Raw genomic sequence first — 21,882 nt, 5'->3', positions numbered from 1 at the left:
TGCGAGAATCCCTCCATGCTCAGCCCTGACCGCGCCTCCTTTCTTGAGGCCGCCGCTGCGGGAGCCACCTTCATTCCGGTGGCTCACAGTTGGCCCGCCGACCTGGAAACGCCTCTCACCACGTGGTTGAAAGTGGGAGAGGGCCGACCTCCAGGTGTGCTGCTCGAATCCGTAGAAGGCGGTGTCCACCTCGGCCGTTGGAGCGTGGTGGCCTGTGACCCGCTCTGGACGCTGACCGCTCGCGGTAAGGCATGCAGCCGTCATTGGCGCGATGGAGCGGTGGAGTCTTTGGAAGGCAATCCCTTCGACATCCTGCGCAGCCAACTGAAGCCTTACCGCCCTGGCAGCCTCGCCGGCCTGCCACCGCTGGGGCAGCTCTACGGCATCTGGGGCTATGAACTAATCCGCTGGATCGAGCCGACGGTGCCGATTCACACCCCGGCCGCATCCGATCCGCCCGATGGCCTCTGGATGCTGATGGACAGCATCCTGATCATCGACCAGGCCAAGCGTCTGATTACAGCCGTGGCCTACGGAGATCTCAGCGGTGGCAGGGGCAGTGCCTCCAGCGCCGATGAGGCCTGGGAACGGGCGATAGCGCGGATCCGCCACCTGGAAGAGCGGATGGCAGCGCCTCTGCCTTCGGTGCGCCCCCTTCGCTGGCAACCCAACAGCGGGCTCCCTCCCACCAGCAGCAACCGCGATCAGGACGATTTTGAGGCCGCCGTGCGCAGCGGCCGCGACCACATTGCCGCCGGCGACGTGTTCCAGCTGGTGCTGAGTCAGCGGCTTGAAACGACGGTGCCCCAGAAGCCTCTGGAGCTCTACCGCAGCCTGCGAATGGTGAACCCTTCGCCCTACATGGCCTTCTTTGATTTCGGCGACTGGCAGTTGATCGGCTCCAGCCCGGAGGTGATGGTCAAGGCCGAACCCGACGCGGAGGGTATCCGCGCGAGCCTCAGGCCGATCGCAGGTACCCGACCCCGTGGCGACACGGACCAAGAGGATCGAGCCCTGGAGGCCGACCTGCTGGCCGATCCAAAAGAACGGGCCGAACACGTGATGCTGGTGGACCTCGGACGCAACGATCTCGGCCGGGTCTGTCGACCCGGCAGCGTTGCCGTGAAAGACCTCATGGTGATCGAGCGCTACTCCCACGTGATGCACATCGTGAGTGAGGTGGAAGGGCGACTCGCGGACGACCACGACATCTGGGATCTACTGATGGCCGCGTTCCCCGCCGGCACCGTCAGTGGCGCACCCAAGATCCGCGCCATGCAACTGATCCATGCACTGGAGCCCGAGGCCCGCGGGCCCTATTCCGGGGTCTATGGCGCTGTGGACCTGGCCGGCGCGCTCAACACCGCGATCACGATTCGCACCATGGTGGTGCATCCCGATCCCGCCGGGGGCTGTCGGATCCAGGTGCAGGCCGGTGCGGGTGTAGTGGCCGACTCCAGGCCGGAAGCGGAATACCAGGAAACCCTCAATAAGGCCCGGGGAATGCTCACCGCGATTGCCTGCCTCGGGGACCCCACCCCATGACCGGCCCCCTGCTGCTCAAGGGCTTTGAAGTGGAGCTGTTCACCGGCCGCAACGACGGGGAGAACGTCGGCGTTGCCGTGGAAGCCGCCCGGGACCTGGGTGATTTCGTCACCGAACCAGACCATCGCAATCTGGAATACGTCACAGCACCGGAAGCGCGCTACGAGCCGCTGGAACACGCTCTGATCGCGCCCCGACGCCGCTTGAGGCAATGGTTGGCCCAACGGGATCTCACCCTGCTGCCGGGCAGCACCCTCAGCCTCGGCGATCCCGACCGCTTCGAACGCTCAGATCCAGAGAATGCCTATCACGACCTGATCGAAAGCCTCTATGGCACTCGGGTCGTGACCGCCAGCATCCACATCAACCTCGGCATCGCCGAGTCGGAGGCCCTGTTCCGGAGCCTGCGCCTGATCCGCTGTGAAGCCGCCCTCTGGTTGGCGATGAGTGCCAGTTCGCCCTTCCTCGGAGGGCAGGTGATGACGGCCCATTCGCAACGCTGGCTGCAGTTCCCACTCACGCCGGAGTGGGTGCCCCTGTTCCGCGACCAGAGCCACTACGTGAGCTGGATGGAGGAGCAGATGGCCCTGGGTCAGATGCACAACGTGCGCCACCTCTGGACATCCGTGCGGCCCAACGGACCGAACCGTCCCCACGATCTGAACCGGCTCGAGTTGCGCATCTGCGATCTGATCACCGACCCCCAGCTGCTGCTTGCCGTCACCACCCTGTTGGAACTGAGGGTGCTCAGCCTGTTGCGCCACCCCGCCGGACTCGATCCACTCCACGACAGTGCGCTGTCGGCCCGAGAGCTGGCCGCTCTGTGTGACGCCAATGAGGCGGCAGCCGCCCGGCAGAGCCTGGAGGCCGAACTCCGGCATTGGCGCGATGGCCGCACGATCCGCTGCAGCGACTGGATTCAGGCCCTGCTGGCCGACGTCACCCCCCTGGCGGAGGAGCTGAACCTGCGCCAGCGCCTGCAGCCGATCGACACCCTCCTGCAGGAAGGGAATCAGGCGATGCGTTGGCTGAAGGCCATCCGCAGCGGCTCCAGCCTGAGGGACGTGATGCGGGAGGGAATCGCCGCGATGGCCGCTGAAGAGCTCTTGATGAGCAGCGGAACGGGCGCTTTGGGATGATCATGCCCAGACCCGCAGACGGCGCCCTCCCGATGCCTTCGACATCCGCCCTCAACTCCGAGTGCGACTCCCGAGGGATGTCACGGCGTCCTAATGGAGACGATCAACTCCTCCAACAGCGTCTGGAGCTGGTGGAGGATCTCTGGGAAACGGTGCTCCGCAGCGAGTGTCCGCCCGAGCAGGCGGAGCGACTGCTGCGGATGAAGCAGCTCAGCGAACCCCTGGCTGGCGACGGCGACGGCGACAGCAGCAGCAGTGATTCGGTGGTGCAGCTGATCCGTGAAATGGATCTGGTGGAGGCCATCGCCGCGGCGCGGGCCTTCTCGCTGTATTTCCAACTGGTGAACATCCTCGAGCAGAGGATCGAGGAAGACAGCTATCTGGCCAGCATGAGCCGCTGCCAGGAGTCATCTGAATCGGAGGGGGTGGATCCCTTTGCACCGCCCCTCGCCAGCCAGACGGAACCAGCCACCTTCCGGGATCTGTTCGAGCGCCTGCGGCGCCTGAATGTGCCCCCGGCCCAGCTAGAAGCCCTGCTGCAGAACCTCGACATCCGGTTGGTGTTCACCGCCCACCCCACAGAAATCGTGCGCCACACCGTGCGACACAAGCAGCGCCGGGTGGCCAGCCTGCTGCAGCAGCTGCAGGGCACGGTGGACATGGCCAGCGGCGATCAGGCGAGCCTTCGCCGCCAACTGGAAGAGGAGATCCGGTTGTGGTGGCGCACCGATGAACTGCACCAGTTCAAACCCAGCGTGCTGGATGAAGTGGATTACGCCCTGCACTACTTCCAGCAGGTGCTGTTCGATGCCATGCCCCAGTTACGTCGCCGCATCCAGGCGGCACTCACTCAGAACTATCCCGATGTGAGGCTGCCGCCCGCAGCCTTCTGCACCTTCGGATCTTGGGTGGGATCCGATCGGGATGGCAACCCCTCCGTCACACCGGAAATCACCTGGCGAACGGCCTGTTATCAGCGACAGCTGATGCTCGATCGCTACATCTCAGCCGTGCAGGATCTGCGCGACCAACTGAGCATCTCCATGCAATGGAGCCAGGTGAGCGCGCCGCTGCTGGAGTCGCTGGAAATGGACCGGCTTCGCTTTCCCGAGGTCTATGAAGAGCGAGCGGCTCGCTACCGGCTGGAGCCCTACAGGCTCAAGCTCAGCTACACGCTGGAGCGGCTCCGGCTGACCCAACAGCGCAATCAGCAGTTGTCGGAAGCGGGTTGGCGCACACCACCGGAGGGCCTGGTGCCCTGTCAACCGACCAATGCCAGCGCTGGCGAGGCTCTCCACTACGGCTCGGTGGCCGAATTCCGCAGCGACCTGGAACTGATCCGCAACAGCCTGGTGAGCACCGAGCTCAGTTGTGACCCGCTCGACACCCTGCTGACCCAGGTGCACATCTTCGGGTTCTCGCTCGCCAGCCTCGACATCCGTCAGGAGAGCACACGCCACAGCGATGCCCTCGACGAGTTGACCCGCTACCTGAAGCTCCCCACCGCCTACGGAGCGATGGACGAAACCGCCCGGGTGGAGTGGTTGCTCGAGGAGATGCAGACCCGCCGTCCCCTGATCCCCCCCGCAGTGGAATGGTCGGCAGCAACGGCGGAAACCATCGCGGTCTTCCGGATGTTGCATCGCCTCCAGGAAGAGTTCGGCAGCCGGATCTGCCGCACCTATGTGATTTCCATGAGCCACAGCGTCTCCGATCTGCTGGAGGTGCTGCTGCTCGCCAAGGAAGCCGGTTTGGTCGATCCGGCGGCCCACCATGCCGATCTCCTGGTGGTGCCCCTGTTCGAAACGGTGGAAGATCTGCAGCGGGCCCCGGAGGTGATGGGCCAGCTGTTCGAGCACCCGCTCTACCGGCAACTGCTGCCACGGGTGGGCGAACAGGCCCAGCCCCTGCAGGAACTGATGCTCGGGTACTCCGACAGCAACAAGGATTCCGGTTTCCTCTCCAGCAACTGGGAGATCCATCAGGCCCAGATCGCCTTACAGGATCTCGCCAGTCGCCACGACATCGCCCTGCGTCTGTTCCACGGCCGTGGCGGTTCGGTCGGCCGCGGCGGTGGCCCCGCCTACCAAGCCATCCTGGCCCAGCCCAGCGGCACCCTGCAGGGCCGGATCAAGATCACCGAACAGGGGGAAGTGCTGGCCTCGAAATACAGCCTGCCGGAGCTGGCGCTCTACAACCTGGAAACGATGAGCACCGCCGTGGTGCAGAACAGCCTTGTCACCAGCCAGCTGGACGCCACACCGAGCTGGAACGACCTGATGAGCCGTCTCGCCAGCCGCTCCCGCAGTCACTACCGGGCCCTGGTGCACGACAACCCCGATCTGGTGGCCTTCTTCCAACAGGTGACGCCGATCGAAGAGATCAGCAAGCTGCAGATCTCCAGCCGTCCGGCCCGCCGCAAAAGCGGCGCCAAGGATCTCTCCAGCCTGCGGGCCATTCCCTGGGTGTTCGGCTGGACCCAGAGCCGGTTTCTTCTGCCCAGCTGGTTCGGCGTCGGCACGGCCCTGGCCGACGAGGTGGGCGACGACCAGGAACAACTGCAACTCCTTCGCCGGCTGCACCAGCGCTGGCCCTTCTTCCGGATGCTGATCTCCAAGGTGGAGATGACCCTCTCCAAGGTCGATCTCGAGCTGGCGCGCCACTATGTGACCAGCCTCGGCAGCGCCGATCACCGGGAGGCGTTCGAGCGGATTTACGCCACGATCGCCGACGAATACAGCCTCACCCGCCGCCTAGTGCTCGACATCACTGGCCAGGAACGGCTGCTCGATGCCGATCCAGCCCTGCAGCTCTCGGTGGACCTGCGCAACCGCACGATTGTTCCACTGGGCTTCCTGCAGGTGGCGCTACTACGCCGACTGCGGGATCAGAACCGGCAGCCGCCGATGAGCGAAGCACCCAACACCGATCCGGATGGCCGCACCTACAGCCGCAGTGAGCTGTTGCGCGGAGCCCTGCTCACCATCAATGGCATCGCCGCCGGCATGCGCAACACGGGCTGAGTGGCGCTGCTTCCCTTTCGCTCCAGACCGGCCGTCCCGGCCCTTCCCCCCGGCTATGTGCTGGAGCCCGAGAGCCAGCCGACCGCCAGGGCGATCGACGCCCTGCTCCAGGCCTGCGGCGAACCCTCCATCCCTGAGGAGCGCTGGATGGCGGCTCTGGAGCGCAGTCTGTGGTGCCTCAGCGTGCGCCGGGAGCACGACGACATGCTCGCCGGCTTTGTGCGGGCGACCAGTGATCGAGCCCTGAATGCCAATCTCTGGAACCTCTGCGCCCATCCGGGCGAGAGTCAAGGGCAGGTGATGGCCGTGCTGGTGCACCGATCCCTGGCGATCCTGCGGCGGGACCTGCCGGGTTGCAGCATCTCGATCTCCGCCCCACCGGCCGCACTCCAGGCCCTCAAGGACCAGGGATTCGTGCTCGACCCCGGCGGGATCCGAGCGATGGGACTGTGGCTTCGCTGAGTCGCGACGCCTTGTGACGAGCATGGAGGGACTCGAACCCCCGACCCTCAGAACCGGAATCTGATGCTCTATCCAACTGAGCTACATGCCCACATCGGCTGATGCCGCTGCAGAGGGGATGCATCCGCAGATCACCCCAAGCCTTGTACCTTAGCGACACGTCGCACCCGGACCGATTCGGCTACACCAGCTCGAGCTGCAGGGGTTCCGGAACTACGGCCACCTGCAGCTCACGATCGAGGCACCTCGACTGCTGGTGATCGGCCGCAATGGGGTGGGGAAATCCAATCTTCTCGAAGCGGTCGAGCTGCTTGGAAGCCTGCGCTCCCATCGCGCCAGCCAGGATCAGGATCTGATCCACTGGGACCAGACTCGGGCCGTGCTCCGGGCCATGGCGGCGGAGCAGGATCAGCTGGAACTGGAACTGCGACGCAAAGGAGGTCGGCAGGCCCGTCGGAACGGTCGGGTGCTGGAGCGCCAGCTCGATCTCATCGGGCCCCTGCGTTGCGTCGGATTCAGCGCCCTCGACCTGCAGCTGGTGCGGGGGGAGCCGGCACTGCGCCGCCAATGGCTGGATCGGGTGGTCCTCCAACTGGAACCGGTCTATGGCGACCTGATCAGTCGGTATGGCCGCTTGCTGCGTCAACGGGCCCAGCTCTGGCGGCGACAGAGCACAGCGACACCGGAACGGGAGCAGCTGCTGGAGGTCTTTGATCAGCAGATGGCCCTGGTGAGCACCCGGATCCATCGGCGCCGGCGCCGGGCCCTGGCGAGGCTGCAACCCCTGGCGGCGGCCTGGCAGCACCAGCTCAGCGACGGCCACGAAGCGCTCGAACTCCGGTATGAGGCGGGCAGCCGACTGGAAGGCGAAGAAGCCGAAGAGCCCTGGCGGCAGGCGATCGCGGCCCAGCTGCTGGCCCAGCGTGCCGAAGAGGCTCGACTGGGGAGCTGTCGCGTCGGGCCCCACCGCGATGAAATCGCCCTGATGCTCGATGGCATCGCCGCGCGCCGATTCGCGTCCGCCGGGCAACAGCGCACCCTGGTGCTGGCCCTGAAACTGGCCGAACTACAGCTGGTGCAGGAGCTCTGGGGGGAACCGCCACTGCTGTTACTCGATGACGTGCTGGCAGAACTGGATCCCCATCGTCAGCTGGCGCTGCTGGAAGCCGTGGGCGGCACGCATCAATGCCTGATCAGCGCCACCCACCTGGACGCCTTCGAGGGGAACTGGCGCGCTGGATCCCAGATTCTCAACGCGGAGTTATTGAAGTCAGAGATGTAACTGCGTTAAGATGAGTGGCTGTTTTCTTTCGATACCCTGATGGAGCAGACCCTGTCTTGCCTGCATCCCAACCCGGGATGGGGCGGCGCCGATTCCTCAACAGCCACCGGTTCCGACGTGCCCAATGCCACCGACATGGTGGGCAAGCACTGCATTCTCGAGCTCTACGACTGCGACGCCTCCAAGCTCGACGACGAAGCCTTCCTGAGGACCACCATCACCACTGCAGCGAAACGTGCTGGTGCCACACTCCTCAACCTGATCACCCACCGATTCGAACCTCAGGGCGTGACGGGACTGGCTCTTCTGGCTGAATCCCACATCTCGATCCACACCTGGCCAGAAAGTGGCTACGCGGCAGTGGACGTGTTCACCTGCGGTGATCACACCATGCCCGAGAAAGCCTGCGCTGTGTTGCGGGATGAACTGCGGGCCGGTCGCCATCAACTCCGCAGCTTCAGGCGCGAGACGCCCGCCGCTGTGGCCCACACCCCTCGGGATCCCCAGGCCGAGCTCCGGGCGGCCTGAAGCTCAGGCGGCCTGACCGGCTGGCCTCGCTAGGGGATCGCCACCTGCTGGTGATCCCCCAGGGCGAGCTCACGGTTCAGCTTGCCGCTGACGAGACCTTCAAGATCCAGGCTGACGCTGGTGAACCCCAGCGCCAGAAACCGTTCCACCAGGGCAACGCGAGGGAGCCTGAGCAGCAACGTTTCGATTTGGTCGCTGGGCACTTCGATCCTGGCCGTCGCCCCTTGGCAGCGCACGCGCACGTCATCCAACCCCTGCTCCCGCAACCACGCTTCTGCCGCGCCAACGCGGCGCAAGCGTTCAGCGCCGATCGGATCACCGTAAGCAAAGCGTGACGCCAGGCACGGTTGAGCGGGCTTGTCCCACCAGGGGAATCCAAGCGAGCGGGAGATCTGGCGCACAGCCAGCTTGCTCAGTCCCAGTTCGGCCAGGGGCGAGCGCACACCCGCCTGCCTGGCCGCCTCAATGCCGGGGCGATGGTCTCCGAGATCATCGTGATTCACCCCATCCACCACCTGGGCCTGACCAGCCTGGGCTGCGATGGCCGCCAAGTGACGGTGCAGCTCCCGCTTGCAGGCAAAACAGCGCTCCGGCGGGTTGCTGGTATAGGCAGGATCCTCCAGTTCGCTGGTGGCCACCTCCTGATGGCGGAGGCCCAGCCAGGCGGCCTGTTGCCGGGCCTCCTCCTGCAACTGAGGCGCCAACGCAGGGGAAACCCCAGTGATCGCGATCGCCCCAGCTCCGAGCTGCTCCCAGGCGATGGCCGCCACCAGGCTGCTGTCCACCCCGCCGGAGTAGGCCACACACACCCGTTGCTGTGAGCGCAGCCAGGCGCGCAGCTGCTCGAGCTGGCTCTGCAACGCGTCAGGCAGCAGTTCGAGCTGGCGAAATGTGCGAGCGGTCTCCTCCATCACACCGGCCCACTCCCTGAATTGATCGGGTAGGCGCACGCTAAAAAAGCCCGGCAGCAAGCGACCAGCAAACGAACGAAGGTCGCCGCGCCAGAATCACCGCCAGCTCAACCACAACGCGGTTCAAGCTCGGTAAGCTCCGAGGGCTCATCTTTCGGCCATGGCAGGGAATCGACGACCAGCCATCGGCATCGTGACTGCAGCTGACAGCCGCGAACGTAGTCTCGGCCAACTGCACGTCTATGACGGGGAGGGCAAGGGCAAAAGCCAGGCCGCTCTGGGTGTGGTGCTGCGCACCATCGGGCTTGGCATCTGCGAACAACGCCGCACCCGGGTGTTGCTGCTGCGGTTCCTGAAAGGGCCAGGCCGGGCCTACGACGAGGATGCGGCAATCGAAGCCCTGCAGCAGGGGTTCCCCCATCTGATCGATCAGGTGCGCACCGGTCGTGGCGAGTATTTCGGGGCTGATGAGGTGAGCCGCTTTGACCGGCAGGAAGCCCAGCGGGGCTGGGACATCGCCAAGGGAGCGATCGCCAGCGCCCTCTATTCCGTGGTGGTGCTCGATGAGCTCAACCCGGTGCTGGAGCTGGGCCTACTCGATCTCGACGACGTGTTGCGGAGTCTGCGCGAGCGGCCGGAGGGCATGGAGATCATCGTCACCGGAAGGGCCGCCCCCCGCGCCCTGGTGCAGATGGCGGATCTCCATTCAGAGATGCGGGCCCACCGGCGCCCCGAGCCCTCAGAGGCCGGCGTGACGGCAATGATTCCCCAGGGCGGCATCGAGATCTACACCGGCGAAGGCAAGGGCAAGTCCACCAGCGCCCTGGGCAAAGCCCTCCAGGCCATCGGCCGCGGCATCTCGCAAGACAAGAGCCATCGGGTGTTGATCCTGCAGTGGCTCAAGGGGGGCAGCGGCTACACCGAAGACGCCGCAATCGCCGCCCTGCGTGAGAGCTACCCCCACCTGGTGGATCACCTGCGCTCAGGCCGTGATGCGATCGTCTGGCGCGGCCAGCAGCAACCGATCGATTACGTGGAAGCCGAGCGGGCCTGGGAAATCGCTCGGGCTGCGATTGCCAGTGGGCTCTACAAAACGGTGATCCTGGATGAACTGAATCCCAGCGTGGATCTGGAACTGCTGCCGGTGGAGCCGATCCTCCAGACGTTGCTGCGCAAACCAGCGGAAACCGAGGTGATCATCACCGGCCGCTGCAAGAACCCTCCCGCCTATTTCGATCTGGCCAGCGTGCACTCCGAGATGGTGTGCCACAAGCACTACGCCGAACAGGGCGTCGATCTCAAGCGCGGCGTGGACTACTGACGGTGATCCGCTAAGCCAGAAGCTTTCATGGGCTGAGCGTCAGTAGCGCGGAACCGTTTCATCCACCTCCAACGACCAGGCCTCGATGCCGCCGCTGACATTGATCGCCTCGATGCCGTGTTCAGCCAGCAGTGCCACTGCCTTAGCTGAGCGGCCTCCCAGCTTGCAGTGGATGTAGAGGCTGCGGCCGCTGGCCCGGTTGCGGATGGGCTCGATCGCCTCGCCACTCTCAATGGCGCTGAGGGGGAAATGCTCCGATCCCTCGATCACCGCCACCTCCACTTCAGCGGGGTTGCGCACATCGATCAGAAGCAGGTCGGCGCCTGAATCCAGCAATGCCTTGAGCTCGCGCACGGACACGCTTTCCACTTGCTCCTCCTCAGCGAATGCGGATCCGGACTGGCCGCAGAATGCCTGATAGTCAATCAGGTGTTGAATCGGCTCGCGCGTGGGCGACGGGGCAAGCGTCAACTCCCGAAATCGCATCGCCAACGCATCCACCAACAGCACCCGACCATCGAGGGAGGTGCCGAGTCCGGCGATCAGCTTGATCGCCTCGGTGGCCTGGATCAGACCGATCAAGCCGGGCATCACGCCCAGCACGCCACCGGCGGCGCACGATGGCACCAGGCCCGGCGGAGGCGGCTGCGGCACCAGGTCCCGGTAATTCGGACTGTCAGCCGTGCGGTTGAACACGCTCACCTGACCCTCAAAGCCCTGCACCGATCCGTAGATGCAAGGCTTGCCGAGCAGCACACAGGCATCGTTGATGAGATAGCGACTGGGGAAGTTGTCCGTGCCATCGCACACCAGGTCGTAGGGCTCCAGGATCTGCAGGGCATTGGTCGGATCGAGCCTCGTGTTGTGCTCCACCACCTGCACATGGGGGTTCAGGTCTTGGAGCCGGCTGGCCGCCGAGCGAGTTTTGGCCTGGCCAACGCTGGCGCTGCCATGAATCACCTGACGCTGCAGGTTCGACGTCTCCACCTGATCGAAATCGACGACGCCGATCCGCCCCACACCTGCGGCGGCGAGGTAAAGCAGCAGGGGTGACCCCAGGCCACCAGTGCCCACGCACAACACAGAAGCACTCCGGAGACGCTTCTGCCCCTCAAGGCCCAGCTCCGGCAGGCTCAGGTGGCGCGCATAGCGCTGCCGCTCTTCGGCACTGAGCTCTTCGGGCACAGCATCCAACGGAACCATCGACACTCAGCTCGCTTCCCCATCAGTGTGTTCGAGCAACAGTGGTGATGCCCCACCCGCCTCGATCCACCACGCCCCCAGCGCTCCCGAGCCACCCAGGATCACCATCAGGCTCGGCGTCGTCGCCCAGCCAAGATCGAGCCGTGACGGCTCCGGCTCCCCTTGCGGATGGGAATGGGCCGTCCCCAGAACCTGCAGCCCGCGGGCGCGGGCCCAGCGCTGCGCATGCAACTGTTCCCTTGGATCCAGGGCGAAGCGATGGCGACGCGTGAGGGAGACATCGGGCGGCTCAGGCAGGGCGGTCAGCCCAGGGCTCCAGACGTTGCAGCAGGGCCACACCCGCTGCACCCACCAGGCGCTGCTTTGGGAAGCTCCATCGCTGATGGGCAAACCCAGCAAAAGCGCACAGCCCTCCTCCGGCGCCGGGGCGGCCAGGGTGCGCTTGAGAACGATCAGGCATTCACGACCGAGGAGCAGCCGTTCTGGCATTTCCGAGAGCCGACCGATACGCTCGATTGGCATTTCCACCCGTGATCGTTTCATGAGCGAGGACAGCACTGCGGTGAAGGACTCGACGTCCACCGCCACCCCTGAAACCGACACGGCCACTGCAGCTGAGGGCGTCAACTTCAGTGAGCGCTACAGCGAAGTGCTGGGCAAAGTGAATGCCACGCTCGATCAGGTCGACTGGAGCAAGGTGGGTCGCATCGGCAAGATCGTGGGCATCTTCGCCGCAGTGATCGTGGCGCAGATCCTGATCAAAGGCATCCTCGACACGATCAATCTGCTCCCCGTGGTGCCCGGCCTGCTGGAGCTGCTCGGTGTGGTGGTGGTCGGCCAGTGGAGCTGGAAGAACCTCACCACCAGCGAAAAACGTCAGGCTCTGATCAGTCGCGTCCAGACTCTGCGTCAGGAATACCTGGGCTGAGCTTCAGCCCATCCCCCACGCGCTTCCTTGAGCACCGACCAGCGCCTCTCACCACGACAGTGGTGAGAGGCGCTCAAGGAAACGCAGGCACTGCTGCCTGTAGCCACCACCAAACAAGTTGGCGTGGTTGAGCCAGTGATAGAGGTTGTAAATCTCCACCCGTTGCTTGGCTCCTGGTGGCAGGGGCCATTCCTGGTGGTAACCGTTGTAAAAGGCTTGCGAGAAGCCTCCGAAGCACTGGGTCATTGCCAGATCCACCTCACGATCGGCCCACCAGCAGGCCGGATCGAAAATCAGGCCTCGACCATCCGCCAACACGGCCGCATTCCCGCCCCAGAGATCGCCGTGCACCAAGGCAGCGTCGGGCCCATGCCGATCGAACCGATCCCGCAGCTCGTGGAGCCACGGGTCGAGATCAGCCAGCGCCAGCCCCCACGACTGGGCCTGCTCCAACTGGGGCCTGAGCCTTAACTCCACGAACGCCTCACCCCAGCTCTGGCACCAACCGCCGGGTTGATGGCCCAGGCCGATGTAGCCATCCCAGGCCCAGCCGAACCAACCGGCCCCTTTCTCAAGCGAGCCCTGCTGCGCCGATCGCCGATGCAGGCGAGCCAGACCGCGACCGAGCCTCGCCTGGTCGCCCTGGGTGAACCCATGCCAGGACAGCAGCAACCAACCACGAGCGGACGCGCCAGCGTTGAACACCAGAGGCTCCGGCACCCACAGGTCGGTGGGATCGAGATGACGATGCAAGGCCTGCAGACCACGCTGCTCCGCCTTGAGCATCGAAGGGTCACCGGCTTTGGCGAACAGCAGGCGCCCATCGCTGAGCTGCAGCTGATAGGCCTGCTGACTGCAGCCGCCACCCACCGGCTGACAACGCTGCAACCGGGCGCCCGCAGCCAGCTGGGGCTGGCGATCCAGCAGTTGCTCCAACTCCGCCTGCACCCGAACCCGCCGCCACTGCTGCCAGCATGCCCCCCATGGAGCCAGCGCAAGACGTCCTTGTGATCGGCGGCGGAATCGCCGGTCTTACCGCCACAGCGCTCTTGGCTCGCCATGGCCTGCGGGTCACCCTGCTGGAGGCCCATCACCAACTCGGCGGCTGTGCCGGAACCTTCCGGCGTGGCCCCTACACCTTTGATGTGGGTGCCACCCAGGTGGCCGGCCTGGAGCCGGGGGGCAGCCATGCGCGAATCCTGGCCCACCTGGGGCTGGCCTTGCCCGCCGCCGAACCGCTCGATCCCGGCTGCGTGGTGGACCTGGCCGATGGGACGGAACCGATCCGGCTCTGGCGGCAGCCCGAGCGCTGGAAGCAGGAGCGGGAGTGGCACTTTCCAGGCAGCGCACCCTTCTGGGCGCTCTGCGAACGGCTGCATCGCAGCAACTGGGCCTTCGCCAGCCAAGATCCGGTGCTGCCAATCCGCTCCGGCTGGGATCTGCTCCAAACCCTGGGAGCGATCGGGCCCGGCAACCTCGCCAGTGCACCCCTAAGCCTTCTCAGCGTGGCGGATCTGCTGCGACTCAGTGGCTGCCAGCACCACGAGCGGCTGCGTCGCTTTCTCGATCTGCAATTGCGTCTCTACTCCCAGGAGCCGGCGGCGCGCACGGCGGCTCTGTATGGCGCCACGGTGCTGCAGATGGCCCAGGAGCCCCAGGGGCTCTGGCATCTTCAGGGCTCCATGCAGACCCTGAGCGATCAGTTGGCTGCTGCCATCAAGCGCGATGGCGGCAGCCTGCTGCTGCGTCATCGGGTGGTGGCCCTGGAGCGCAATCCGGCGCGGGGTGCCTGGCACGTGCGAGCGCAACGCGCCAATGGCGACACCCTGCATCTGGAGGCCGCCGATGTGGTGTGCAGCCTGCCGCCCCAGTGCCTGCCCACCCTGATCCCAGCGGTCTCCGCTGGCAACAGCCGCGACCCGATGCCCCCCTCCTATCGGCGCCATCTTGAGCACTTGAACGCCCCCAGCGGCGCTCTGGTGCTGTATGCAGCCGTCTCCCGTTCGGCGCTCCCGGCCGACTGCCCCGCCCATCTCCAGCGCGATGGCAGCACGCCGGGATCGCTCTTTGTGTCGGTGAGCCGAGAGGGCGACGGACGCGCTCCCCAGGGCGAAGCCACCCTGATTGCCAGCGTGTTCACCGATCCCGACGACTGGTGCGACCTGCCCGATCCCGAGTACCGGCAACGCAAGCAGGACGTGCAACACAGGATCGTGGCCACCCTCCAGGACTGGCTGGGTATCACCCCGGAGCAGTGGCGGCATCAGGAGCTGGCCACGCCCCGCTCCTTCGCCTTCTGGACCGGTCGCCCCCGAGGCATCGTGGGCGGTCTTGGTCAGAGCCCGGCACGCTTCGGTCCCTTCGGCCTGGCGAGTCGCACCCCGATGGCCAATCTCTGGCTCTGCGGTGACGCGATCCACCCAGGCGAGGGCACGGCGGGCGTGAGCCTTTCGGCCCTAATGGCCTGTCGGCAGCTCACGGCCCAGCGCGGCCTGCCGCTGGAGCTGAAGCACTGAGGCCAGCCCCGGCAGCTTCGAGAAAGGCGGGCCTGAGGGCGCGGGTCTGCTCCAGTTCCTGCTCCAGCTGCGCCCAGTTCCCCGCGAGGATGGCCCCCTCCAGCTGCTCCAGGCTCCAGCGATAGGCCGCCAGCCCCCGCAGCACAGCGTCGGTGTTGCGGGCGGCCATCGCGGTCCCGAGCGCGGGATTGCCCGCTCCCACCCGGGTGGTGTCGGCAAAGCCACTCGACGCGAGCTGGCAAGCCAGCTCCCGCACGGACGGATCCCGCTCCGAACCGACTGCGCGCAGAAGCGCCGCACTCACCAGCACAGGCACATGGGAGATCAGCGCCACGGCCTGGTCATGGCTGGGGGCCGTGGCCGTGAGCCAGTGACTGCCCAGGGAACGCGCCAGTTGCGCCACCAGCGCAAGCGACTCTGCGTCGGTGGCCAGCTCTGGCGTGGCGACCCAAGGGCGACCACGGAACAGCCCAGACAGACCCGCATCCACACCGGACTCGGCGGTGCCCGCCATCGGATGGCTGGCCACGAAACGGCGATGCCGATGACGCCAGACCTCCAGCACCGGTGCCTTGACTGAGGCCACATCCGTGACCACCGCATGCGGCGGCAAGGCCGCCACGAGCCCGGGATCGGGATCGAGAAGAGACTCGATCGGCAACGCCAGAATGATCAGCTCGCAGTCGCGCAGGATCGCCGGATCGGTGCTCACTTCGTGCACCAGACCTCGCTCCAAGGCCCGTTCAGCCGTGGAGGAACGATGCACCAGACCGACAACCCGACAGCCCAGGCCCTGCAGATCCAGCCCGAGAGAGCCCCCGATCAGGCCCAAGCCCACGATGCCGACTGCTGCGGGGAGCTTCGGGACATCGGCCACCTGCTGCTGCATCGCTGTGCCACAAGGTGGTTCCATGTTCGTTGACGGATCAGCCTGAACCGTTCGGCCCCAGGAGGATGCCTAGGCTCCTTGGATGCTGGAAGCCCGCGCCCATCAGCAGCTGAAAACCCTGCTGCAACACGACCGGGTCGCCTGGCCGCATCACCTCACCCTGAGTCGCCTGATCGCCCGCAGCGTGCGGCGTGGCGATCGCGCCCTGATCCAGCTGACACCCGGCAGTGAAGAGCATTGGTGGCTGGGTCTGCTGGTGCCCCTCTGCCTGCAGCGCCAACGCTGCGTGTTGGTGCTGGAAGCCGACCAGCGCCGTCGGCTGCTGCAGGTGGAGCGTCCCAGGTTGCGGGAGGCCGGGCTGCATCTCCCTTGCTGGCAAGGTCTGGAACCACCGGATGGCGAGCAATTGTGGCTGCTCACCACGCAGGAGCTGGTGCAGGCCCATCGCCAGGAGCAGCTCCATGACGATCACCTGCTGATCATCCCTGAAGCGGATCAACTCAGCCACCGACTGCGCCAGGCGCTAGCCCTGACCCTCCAGAGCCAAGACTGGGAACGGCTGCGGCAAGCCCACCCGAACGCCGATGCCAGCCTGCTGGATCTCCATGACCGCCTGAGCAGGCAAGTGTTTCGCCAGGCCACGCGCAGGGATGCGACCGTGCGACTGGAGAGCGGACAGCTGCAGGCGCTGCGCGATCTTCTGACCCTGCTCCATCCCCTGCCCGCTCCATGGGATCACGTGCTGAAGGCGGATCCGAGCCACTGGGCCTACTGGGCCGACCTCGACCATCGCCTGCTGCAATGGCGCTGGCATCTACAGCTGCTCGAACCGCTGCGTCAGCTCCAAGGCCTGCTCAACCAGCGTGCAGCGATCCTGATCAGCAGCGCCGGCGAGTCCGCTCCGCTGCAGACGGAACTCAACGATGCCGGCTTCGACGCTGATGTGGTGGTGCGACTGCGGGAACCGACGCTGCGCGACCCCCTCCCTCTCTTCGCCCCCCGCCGGCAACCCCTCCCGAACACCGAAGTGTTCGCCCAGCACCTGCTGGAGCAATCACGCCGGCTGATTCTCGGTCGCGCCGGTCTCACCGTGATCCTTCTCGACGACAACCGCCTGCGCCAACGCCTCACCAGCGAACTGGCCTCTGAATTCGGCAGTCGGGTGATCGAAGCCGCCACCGCCCCCGAAGCCAATGGCGTGATCTGCTGCCGTTGGAGCTGGTGGCTGCAACATCAGGCCCAACTGCCACCGCCGGAGCAGCTGATCATCGCCCTGCTGCCGATCGCCAGCCTGGAGGCGCCACTGACGGCCGCTCGGGTCGAAGCACTGAAACGTCAGGGGCGCGACTGGTTCCGTGATCTTCTGCTACCTGAGGCCCTCAGCCTGCTGGCTCCTGCGGTCGCCCCCCTGCGCCGGAGTGGAGGCCGGCTGGCGGTGCTGGATGGTCGACTGCGGGGGCGCAGCTGGGGCGAACACGTGTTGACCGCCCTGCAGCCCTGGACTCCGCTGCACCGACTGCTTCCCGACTGAGTCGCTTCTAGGCTCCGACTGTTCCGCCCTTCGCGACCGCATGGGAGAAGCACGCCGCCGCGCCAGCCAAGGACTTCCGCCCCGTCGTCCGCGCCCTGACCCTGCAGAGGCGGAACGGGTTGTCTCGTGGCTCCCCCTCAGCAAAGCGCAGACCCGCCAGTTCATGGCGGTGACCACCCGCGGCGCCTGGATCGGCATCGGTGCGCTGGTGCTGTTCTGGGTGGTGGTGCGCTTCATCGGCCCAGCCGCGGGCTGGTGGACCCTGGCTGACATGCCCTGATCGACCGGAACCGCGAATTCTGAAGAAAACATTTAAGATTCATGGGACTCTTCGGTGGTCGCCATGTTTCCTCGGCTCGCCCAGCAATACCGCTCCGTGGTTCAAGACTTGGTGATGAGCCTTCAGGCTCTGGCATCCAGCCTGAAGAAACGCGGCATCACCGCAACCTGCTACGTCTGCGATGACGGCCGCGACGACCATGGCGCCTCGTTTGTCGCCGATCTCGGCGACGGGCACATGGTGCGCTTTCTCGTGTCGGACTTCGGCATCAGCTGGGTGGAATCCCGCAACGGCCGCGAACTGGTGAAATTGGAAGGCGCGGAAGCCATTCAGGAACTGCAGCGTGTCACCCAGTTCCTGCAGGCTCCCGTCGCCGAGGCAACGGCTGCCGCCGCCAGCTCAGGCAGCTGACGAGGCGGCGCCCGGTTTGTTTGCGGCAGCCGGTTTGTCGTTGCTAGCCGCAGACGGTGCAGACGTCGCAGCTGCCGAAGACGCTTGGCTGGCGGCACTGCGTGCTGCCGCAGCGAGGGGACGCATCGAATTGGCGGTCACCTCGGACCCCTCCGTGAGTTTCTGACGCACCAGCGCTTCGATCGCGTCCTTCGCGTCGGGGTTCTGCTCCAGCCAGCCGATGGTGTTGTCGCGGCCCTGCCCGATGTTGTCGCCCTCGTAGCTGTACCAAGCCCCCTTGCGAATCACCACACCGGTTTCTTCCGCCAGATCGAGCAGGCAACCAAGGGTGCTGATCCCCCGGCCGAAAAGGATGTCGAATTCGGCGATTCGGAAGGGTGGCGCCACCTTGTTCTTCGCCACTTTCACCTTCGCGCGGATCCCGTATTCCTCAGTGCCGCGCTTGAGCGTCTGAATGCGACGGATATCCAAACGCACCGATGCATAGAACTTGAGGGCATTGCCGCCGGTGGTCGTTTCCGGATTGCCATAGGTGACACCGATCTTGAGTCGCAGCTGGTTGAGGAAAATCACCGTGCAACCGGATTTGCCGATGTTGCCGGTGATCTTGCGCATCGCCTGGCTCATCAGGCGGGCCTGGCTGCCCACGGCCAGATCGCCCATCTCACCCTCAATCTCGGCCCGCGGCGTGAGGGCCGCCACCGAGTCGACCACGACGATATCGACAGCCGCGGATCGCACCAACTGATCGACAATCTCCAGGGCCATCTCGCCGGTGTCGGGCTGGGAGACGAGCAGGTTCTCGATGTCGACGCCCAGGGAGGCGGCGTACACCGGATCTAGAGCATGCTCCGCATCCACGAAGGCGGCCACACCACCACGACGCTGCACCTCGGCGATCGCATGGAGCGTCAGCGTGGTCTTACCGGAGCTTTCCGGTCCATACACCTCCACCACACGCCCCTTCGGATAGCCGCCACCGAGGGCGAGATCCAGGGTGAGAGCACCGGTGGGAATGGTCTCGACCCGCATCCGGGACGCATCCCCGAGGCGCATGATCGACCCTTTGCCGAAATTGCGCTCGATCTGGCCGAGCACAAGATTCAGCGCTTTGTCGCGCTCACCTGGACGGGGGTCGGAGCCGGAGGTGGGAGAAGCTTTCACGTCGAGTGGCATGGATGCAAACGGTAAGGGGCTGACAGACGCTGAGACCAGGTGCCGTGACAGCACTGGAAGCGCCGGACAGACCATCCAGTGCCCCGCCGAGCGCCATCCGTCTCATGTAGTACAAACGTACGTTAACGAATCAGGTCCAGGTCGCCAAGGGGGCCGCAAAGCGTTCCGGTTCGAGCAGGTCAATGCCGAGCGGCAGCCCCTGCCGGTCGGATGGCCGCAGATAGCCCCAACTGGCCAGAAAACAGGGCAGGGCCTCCAGGCCGGCGGTGCCGCGCACGGTTTCGAGCGTCGCCCGTCGATCCTCCACAAAGCCTCGCAAGCGCCAGGCCTCCTGCAACTGCAACAGCACCTGCGGCTTCGGGCCGGCCTCATGGCCGAGAAGGCGCGCCGGTTGCAGGGCAAAGGCCTGCAACAACTCGGCCGTGAATGCCGCCCCCTTGGTGGTGAGCACGGCCCAATCCACCCCCTCCTCCGCCAGATGGCGCAGCCGATCCACCACACCGGGGAAGGGGCGATGGCGCCCCAGCCAGGCGGCACGATCGTTGGTGATCGCCTCACGGCGTACTGCTTCAAGCGCCTCCTGCAACCGGAGCGAACTCCAACCCCGCTCCTCAAGCGCCAGGGCTGTCTGCCGGTCGTAGTCGGCCGCGTAAGCCTCAGCGCCCCGCTGGCGCAGAGGGCTTGCCGCCTCGAGTAACTGGGCGGCGATCAGGACCATCTCCCAGCCATGGTGAACCCAGGGACGCAACTGGCGAAAGAGCGATGGCACGGCCAAGGGAAGCACCCCTGCTGACGCCTGAGTGAGCTGCAGGCAAGCGCTGCGGGCCGCCCACCAATATTCCTCCATGCCATCGACGATGACACCGTCAAAATCGAAGACCAGGAGGGAGGGCCTGGAGATGATCATCGAAAAAACTGGGCCGCTAGGATTCGAACCTAGGAATGGCGGGACCAAAACCCGCTGCCTTACCACTTGGCGACGGCCCAACGTTCCAAGTCAACTGATGCCTGCTGGCGAGCTGACTGGCGTTCAGATAGTTACCCACAGCGGAGTGACCTTCGTCAATCCATTGGTGAGCTCCCCGGCACGAATTCAGGGCGGAAACACCCGCAGACGCTGCTGATCAGCCCGGCCGAACACATCGCTGCGCAGCCGGTAGCGGGCCACCAGATCCGCCTGCATGCGTCGGACATCCTCCGTGCGAGGCAGTAGCTCCACCGGCCGCCCCTGAGGCACCACCACCCGCTCAACCGCCAGGCGACACTCCTCCAGAGCCGCCAGGGCATCGGCCTGATCCGCAGAAACGGTTGGGGGTTCGGCAGCCGCCCGCCGCGACAGCAACCGCTCCAAGGCCCGCTCCACCTGAGGCAGCGTGTCGGCTTTGATCACCAGGATCGGCACCCGAGCCTCCCGGGCCTGACGGCGCAGCCCCGGTTGACGGCCCAGGCCCTGGCGCACGCTCAACACCACATCGGCCTCAGCCAGGTCGTCAACCAGACGCACCGGCCAGCGATGGCGACGGCTCGCTTCCTCCACGAGCCGAGGGGTCAAGCCGCAACAGAGCACCTGCAGACCATCCTCCGCGGGCGAGGCGGAATCGACAGCATCCCGGAGGGGTGTCGCAACAGGATCCGGTGTGGGCACAGCGGCGAGTTGAGGCGCCGCAGCGTGGGCCTGGCGCAGCTGCCGCGTTGGCCTCGCGCGGGGGCGGCTGGCCCCGATCACCGGGTCAGGCGACTCCACCAGCTGAACAGAGCCGTCGGCCGCAAGCGAGCGCTCCTGGGGCCGGGGCGTCTGACCGCGCAGGAGCAGATCCACCGTGCGACCCACATCGGCATGCACGGCCCAGCGATGGCGGCTGTGCATCTCCACCGCCAGGGGAAAGGTGGGTTCAGCGGCGCGCTCCAGCACGGTTTTCTGACTGCGTCGACGGCGGGCCTCCTCATCGCCGAGCGTGACCGATTCGATGCCACCCACCAGATCGCAGAGGGTGGGGTTCTTGATCAGATTGGCGAGGGCATTGCCATGGGCGGTGGCCACCAGCATCACGCCACGCTCCGCGATCGTGCGGGCAGCCTGAGCTTCGAGTTCCGTGCCGATTTCATCGATCACGATGACCTCGGGCATGTGGTTCTCCACGGCCTCGATCATCACCTGATGCTGCAATTCCGGGCGCGCAACCTGCATGCGCCTGGCCCGACCGATCGCCGGATGGGGAATGTCGCCATCGCCTGCGATCTCGTTGCTGGTGTCGATCACCACCACCCGTTGTTCCAGCTCATCAGCGAGGACACGGGCGATTTCCCGAAGGGCGGTGGTTTTGCCAACCCCGGGACGGCCCATCAACAGCAGCGACTGTCCACTGTCGAGCAGGTCGCGCACCAGGGCCACCGTGCCAAACACGGCACGTCCGACCCGGCAGGTCAAGCCGACCACATCACCGCGACGATTCCGGATCGCACTGATCCGATGCAGCGTGCGCTCAATGCCGGCCCGATTGTCAGCACCGAACTGCCCCAGGCGTTCCACGGTGCTCTGAAGATCCTCCCTAGTCAGGCAGCGTTCCCCCAGCGCGAGGGAGCGGCCTGGATAACGGGCTTCCGGGACCCGACCCAGATCGAGCACCACTTCGAGCAGCTGGTCGCGGCGAGCCTCGGGTTGCAACGCTTCACCCACATCCGCCGGCAGCAGCGCCAGCAGACGGTCCAGGTCGTCGGTGATCCGCTCGGTGCTCAT

At 65.8% G+C, this 21,882-nt stretch carries 20 protein-coding genes and 2 tRNA genes; 12 read left to right on the top strand and 10 right to left on the bottom strand.

Annotation, left to right across the window (positions count from 1 at the left end; all coding sequences use genetic code 11):
• Window positions 1–15 precede the first annotated feature (15 nt).
• The 4 genes from SynWH8101_RS02440 (at window position 16) to SynWH8101_RS02425 (ending at window position 6,169) form a co-directional block, all read left to right on the top strand.
• Window positions 16–1,545 (top strand): anthranilate synthase component I family protein, encoded by a 1,530-nt coding sequence (locus tag SynWH8101_RS02440; protein WP_130128423.1) that lies wholly within the window; start codon window positions 16–18, stop codon window positions 1,543–1,545.
• Window positions 1,542–2,684: a glutamate--cysteine ligase gene (gene gshA, locus SynWH8101_RS02435; RefSeq protein WP_130128422.1), complete on the top strand. Its 1,143-nt coding sequence runs from the start codon at window positions 1,542–1,544 to the stop codon at window positions 2,682–2,684. The genes SynWH8101_RS02440 and gshA overlap by 4 nt, the downstream gene beginning before the upstream one ends.
• 77 nt (window positions 2,685–2,761) lie before the next feature.
• Window positions 2,762–5,707 carry a phosphoenolpyruvate carboxylase gene (gene ppc, locus SynWH8101_RS02430; RefSeq protein ID WP_254428015.1) on the top strand — a complete coding sequence of 982 codons (2,946 nt, stop codon included), beginning with the start codon at window positions 2,762–2,764 and terminating at the stop codon, window positions 5,705–5,707.
• Window positions 5,708–6,169 carry an N-acetyltransferase gene (locus SynWH8101_RS02425; RefSeq protein WP_130128420.1) on the top strand — a complete coding sequence of 154 codons (462 nt, stop codon included), beginning with the start codon at window positions 5,708–5,710 and terminating at the stop codon, window positions 6,167–6,169. It abuts the gene before it with no gap.
• A 17-nt stretch (window positions 6,170–6,186) separates the two neighbouring features.
• Here SynWH8101_RS02425 and SynWH8101_RS02420 read toward each other — a convergent pair.
• A tRNA-Arg gene (locus SynWH8101_RS02420) sits at window positions 6,187–6,260 on the bottom strand.
• A 105-nt stretch (window positions 6,261–6,365) separates the two neighbouring features.
• Here SynWH8101_RS02420 and recF point away from each other — a divergent pair.
• Both recF and speD read left to right on the top strand, forming a co-directional pair.
• Window positions 6,366–7,451, top strand: coding sequence for a DNA replication/repair protein RecF (gene recF / locus SynWH8101_RS02415; protein WP_254428100.1), 1,086 nt, complete (start codon window positions 6,366–6,368; stop codon window positions 7,449–7,451).
• A gap of 39 nt (window positions 7,452–7,490) precedes the next feature.
• Window positions 7,491–7,979, top strand: coding sequence for an adenosylmethionine decarboxylase (gene speD, locus SynWH8101_RS02410; RefSeq protein WP_007100598.1), 489 nt, complete (start codon window positions 7,491–7,493; stop codon window positions 7,977–7,979).
• A 29-nt stretch (window positions 7,980–8,008) separates the two neighbouring features.
• Here the strand turns inward: speD and larE are convergent, their stop codons facing one another.
• Window positions 8,009–8,890: an ATP-dependent sacrificial sulfur transferase LarE gene (larE, locus tag SynWH8101_RS02405; protein WP_130128418.1), complete on the bottom strand. Its 882-nt coding sequence runs from the start codon at window positions 8,888–8,890 to the stop codon at window positions 8,009–8,011.
• Between the two features lie 160 nt (window positions 8,891–9,050).
• Here larE and SynWH8101_RS02400 point away from each other — a divergent pair, with 160 nt between their 5' ends.
• Complete coding sequence (locus tag SynWH8101_RS02400) at window positions 9,051–10,211, top strand: cob(I)yrinic acid a,c-diamide adenosyltransferase (RefSeq protein WP_130128417.1); 1,161 nt, start codon at window positions 9,051–9,053, stop codon at window positions 10,209–10,211.
• 39 nt (window positions 10,212–10,250) lie between these two features.
• On the opposite strand, the gene moeB is transcribed toward SynWH8101_RS02400, so the two are convergent.
• Window positions 10,251–11,414 (bottom strand): molybdopterin-synthase adenylyltransferase MoeB, encoded by a 1,164-nt coding sequence (gene moeB, locus SynWH8101_RS02395; protein WP_130128416.1) that lies wholly within the window; start codon window positions 11,412–11,414, stop codon window positions 10,251–10,253.
• Window positions 11,415–11,420: 6 nt separating this feature from the next.
• On the bottom strand, window positions 11,421–11,936 hold the full coding sequence (locus tag SynWH8101_RS02390) for a M67 family metallopeptidase (RefSeq protein WP_254428014.1): 516 nt from the start codon (window positions 11,934–11,936) through the stop codon (window positions 11,421–11,423).
• 19 nt (window positions 11,937–11,955) lie between these two features.
• Here SynWH8101_RS02390 and SynWH8101_RS02385 point away from each other — a divergent pair, with 19 nt between their 5' ends.
• On the top strand, window positions 11,956–12,342 hold the full coding sequence (locus SynWH8101_RS02385; RefSeq protein WP_130128415.1) for a CAAD domain-containing protein: 387 nt from the start codon (window positions 11,956–11,958) through the stop codon (window positions 12,340–12,342).
• A gap of 48 nt (window positions 12,343–12,390) precedes the next feature.
• Here the strand turns inward: SynWH8101_RS02385 and SynWH8101_RS02380 are convergent, their stop codons facing one another.
• Window positions 12,391–13,290, bottom strand: a complete 900-nt coding sequence (locus SynWH8101_RS02380; protein ID WP_165380902.1) for a fructosamine kinase family protein — start codon at window positions 13,288–13,290, stop codon at window positions 12,391–12,393.
• A 35-nt stretch (window positions 13,291–13,325) separates the two neighbouring features.
• On the opposite strand from SynWH8101_RS02380, the gene crtD reads away from it, so the two are divergent.
• Window positions 13,326–14,858, top strand: coding sequence for a C-3',4' desaturase CrtD (gene crtD, locus SynWH8101_RS02375; RefSeq protein WP_130128413.1), 1,533 nt, complete (start codon window positions 13,326–13,328; stop codon window positions 14,856–14,858).
• Here crtD and SynWH8101_RS02370 read toward each other — a convergent pair.
• Complete coding sequence (locus SynWH8101_RS02370) at window positions 14,818–15,747, bottom strand: prephenate/arogenate dehydrogenase (RefSeq protein ID WP_130130303.1); 930 nt, start codon at window positions 15,745–15,747, stop codon at window positions 14,818–14,820. The two genes, crtD and SynWH8101_RS02370, sit on opposite strands and share 41 nt — an antisense overlap.
• Before the next feature lie 82 nt (window positions 15,748–15,829).
• Between SynWH8101_RS02370 and SynWH8101_RS02365 the strand changes: the two genes are divergently transcribed.
• The 3 genes from SynWH8101_RS02365 to SynWH8101_RS02355 all read left to right on the top strand — a co-directional run bounded on the left by SynWH8101_RS02365 (window position 15,830) and on the right by SynWH8101_RS02355 (window position 17,969).
• Window positions 15,830–17,278, top strand: coding sequence for a helicase (locus SynWH8101_RS02365; RefSeq protein ID WP_130128412.1), 1,449 nt, complete (start codon window positions 15,830–15,832; stop codon window positions 17,276–17,278).
• 40 nt (window positions 17,279–17,318) lie between these two features.
• Complete coding sequence (locus SynWH8101_RS02360) at window positions 17,319–17,558, top strand: DUF2839 domain-containing protein (protein WP_130128411.1); 240 nt, start codon at window positions 17,319–17,321, stop codon at window positions 17,556–17,558.
• A 63-nt stretch (window positions 17,559–17,621) separates the two neighbouring features.
• Window positions 17,622–17,969 carry a DUF1815 family protein gene (locus SynWH8101_RS02355; RefSeq protein WP_130128410.1) on the top strand — a complete coding sequence of 116 codons (348 nt, stop codon included), beginning with the start codon at window positions 17,622–17,624 and terminating at the stop codon, window positions 17,967–17,969.
• Here SynWH8101_RS02355 and recA read toward each other — a convergent pair.
• The 4 genes from recA to SynWH8101_RS02335 form a co-directional block, all read right to left on the bottom strand.
• Window positions 17,958–19,145, bottom strand: coding sequence for a recombinase RecA (gene recA, locus SynWH8101_RS02350; protein WP_130128409.1), 1,188 nt, complete (start codon window positions 19,143–19,145; stop codon window positions 17,958–17,960). The genes SynWH8101_RS02355 and recA overlap by 12 nt on opposite strands.
• 130 nt (window positions 19,146–19,275) lie before the next feature.
• Window positions 19,276–20,052 (bottom strand): HAD family hydrolase, encoded by a 777-nt coding sequence (locus tag SynWH8101_RS02345; protein ID WP_174719488.1) that lies wholly within the window; start codon window positions 20,050–20,052, stop codon window positions 19,276–19,278.
• A gap of 8 nt (window positions 20,053–20,060) precedes the next feature.
• Window positions 20,061–20,132: transfer RNA gene (locus SynWH8101_RS02340), tRNA-Gln, on the bottom strand.
• A 106-nt stretch (window positions 20,133–20,238) separates the two neighbouring features.
• On the bottom strand, window positions 20,239–21,882 hold the full coding sequence (locus SynWH8101_RS02335; protein WP_130128408.1) for an AAA family ATPase: 1,644 nt from the start codon (window positions 21,880–21,882) through the stop codon (window positions 20,239–20,241).

The sequence above is a fragment of the Synechococcus sp. WH 8101 genome, assembly GCF_004209775.1.
Taxonomy (GTDB): domain Bacteria; phylum Cyanobacteriota; class Cyanobacteriia; order PCC-6307; family Cyanobiaceae; genus Synechococcus_C.
The sequence above is the reverse complement of the archived record's forward strand: the minus strand, read 5'-3'. Positions and strand labels throughout refer to the sequence as shown.

Coding starts and splice junctions, on each gene's coding strand:
- SynWH8101_RS02385 (WP_130128415.1), top strand. CDS start 11,956: ATGAGCGAGGACAGCACTGCGGTGAAGGACTCGACGTCCACCGCCACC.
- larE (WP_130128418.1), bottom strand. CDS start 8,890: ATGGAGGAGACCGCTCGCACATTTCGCCAGCTCGAACTGCTGCCTGAC.
- SynWH8101_RS02365 (WP_130128412.1), top strand. CDS start 15,830: ATGCTGGAAGCCCGCGCCCATCAGCAGCTGAAAACCCTGCTGCAACAC.
- crtD (WP_130128413.1), top strand. CDS start 13,326: ATGGAGCCAGCGCAAGACGTCCTTGTGATCGGCGGCGGAATCGCCGGT.
- ppc (WP_254428015.1), top strand. CDS start 2,762: ATGTCACGGCGTCCTAATGGAGACGATCAACTCCTCCAACAGCGTCTG.
- SynWH8101_RS02370 (WP_130130303.1), bottom strand. CDS start 15,747: ATGCAGCAGCAGGTGGCCGATGTCCCGAAGCTCCCCGCAGCAGTCGGC.
- SynWH8101_RS02390 (WP_254428014.1), bottom strand. CDS start 11,936: ATGCCAATCGAGCGTATCGGTCGGCTCTCGGAAATGCCAGAACGGCTG.
- SynWH8101_RS02335 (WP_130128408.1), bottom strand. CDS start 21,882: ATGAGCACCGAGCGGATCACCGACGACCTGGACCGTCTGCTGGCGCTG.
- SynWH8101_RS02440 (WP_130128423.1), top strand. CDS start 16: ATGCTCAGCCCTGACCGCGCCTCCTTTCTTGAGGCCGCCGCTGCGGGA.
- SynWH8101_RS02345 (WP_174719488.1), bottom strand. CDS start 20,052: ATGATCATCTCCAGGCCCTCCCTCCTGGTCTTCGATTTTGACGGTGTC.
- SynWH8101_RS02360 (WP_130128411.1), top strand. CDS start 17,319: ATGGGAGAAGCACGCCGCCGCGCCAGCCAAGGACTTCCGCCCCGTCGT.
- speD (WP_007100598.1), top strand. CDS start 7,491: ATGGAGCAGACCCTGTCTTGCCTGCATCCCAACCCGGGATGGGGCGGC.
- SynWH8101_RS02400 (WP_130128417.1), top strand. CDS start 9,051: ATGGCAGGGAATCGACGACCAGCCATCGGCATCGTGACTGCAGCTGAC.
- gshA (WP_130128422.1), top strand. CDS start 1,542: ATGACCGGCCCCCTGCTGCTCAAGGGCTTTGAAGTGGAGCTGTTCACC.
- recA (WP_130128409.1), bottom strand. CDS start 19,145: ATGCCACTCGACGTGAAAGCTTCTCCCACCTCCGGCTCCGACCCCCGT.
- SynWH8101_RS02355 (WP_130128410.1), top strand. CDS start 17,622: ATGTTTCCTCGGCTCGCCCAGCAATACCGCTCCGTGGTTCAAGACTTG.
- moeB (WP_130128416.1), bottom strand. CDS start 11,414: ATGGTTCCGTTGGATGCTGTGCCCGAAGAGCTCAGTGCCGAAGAGCGG.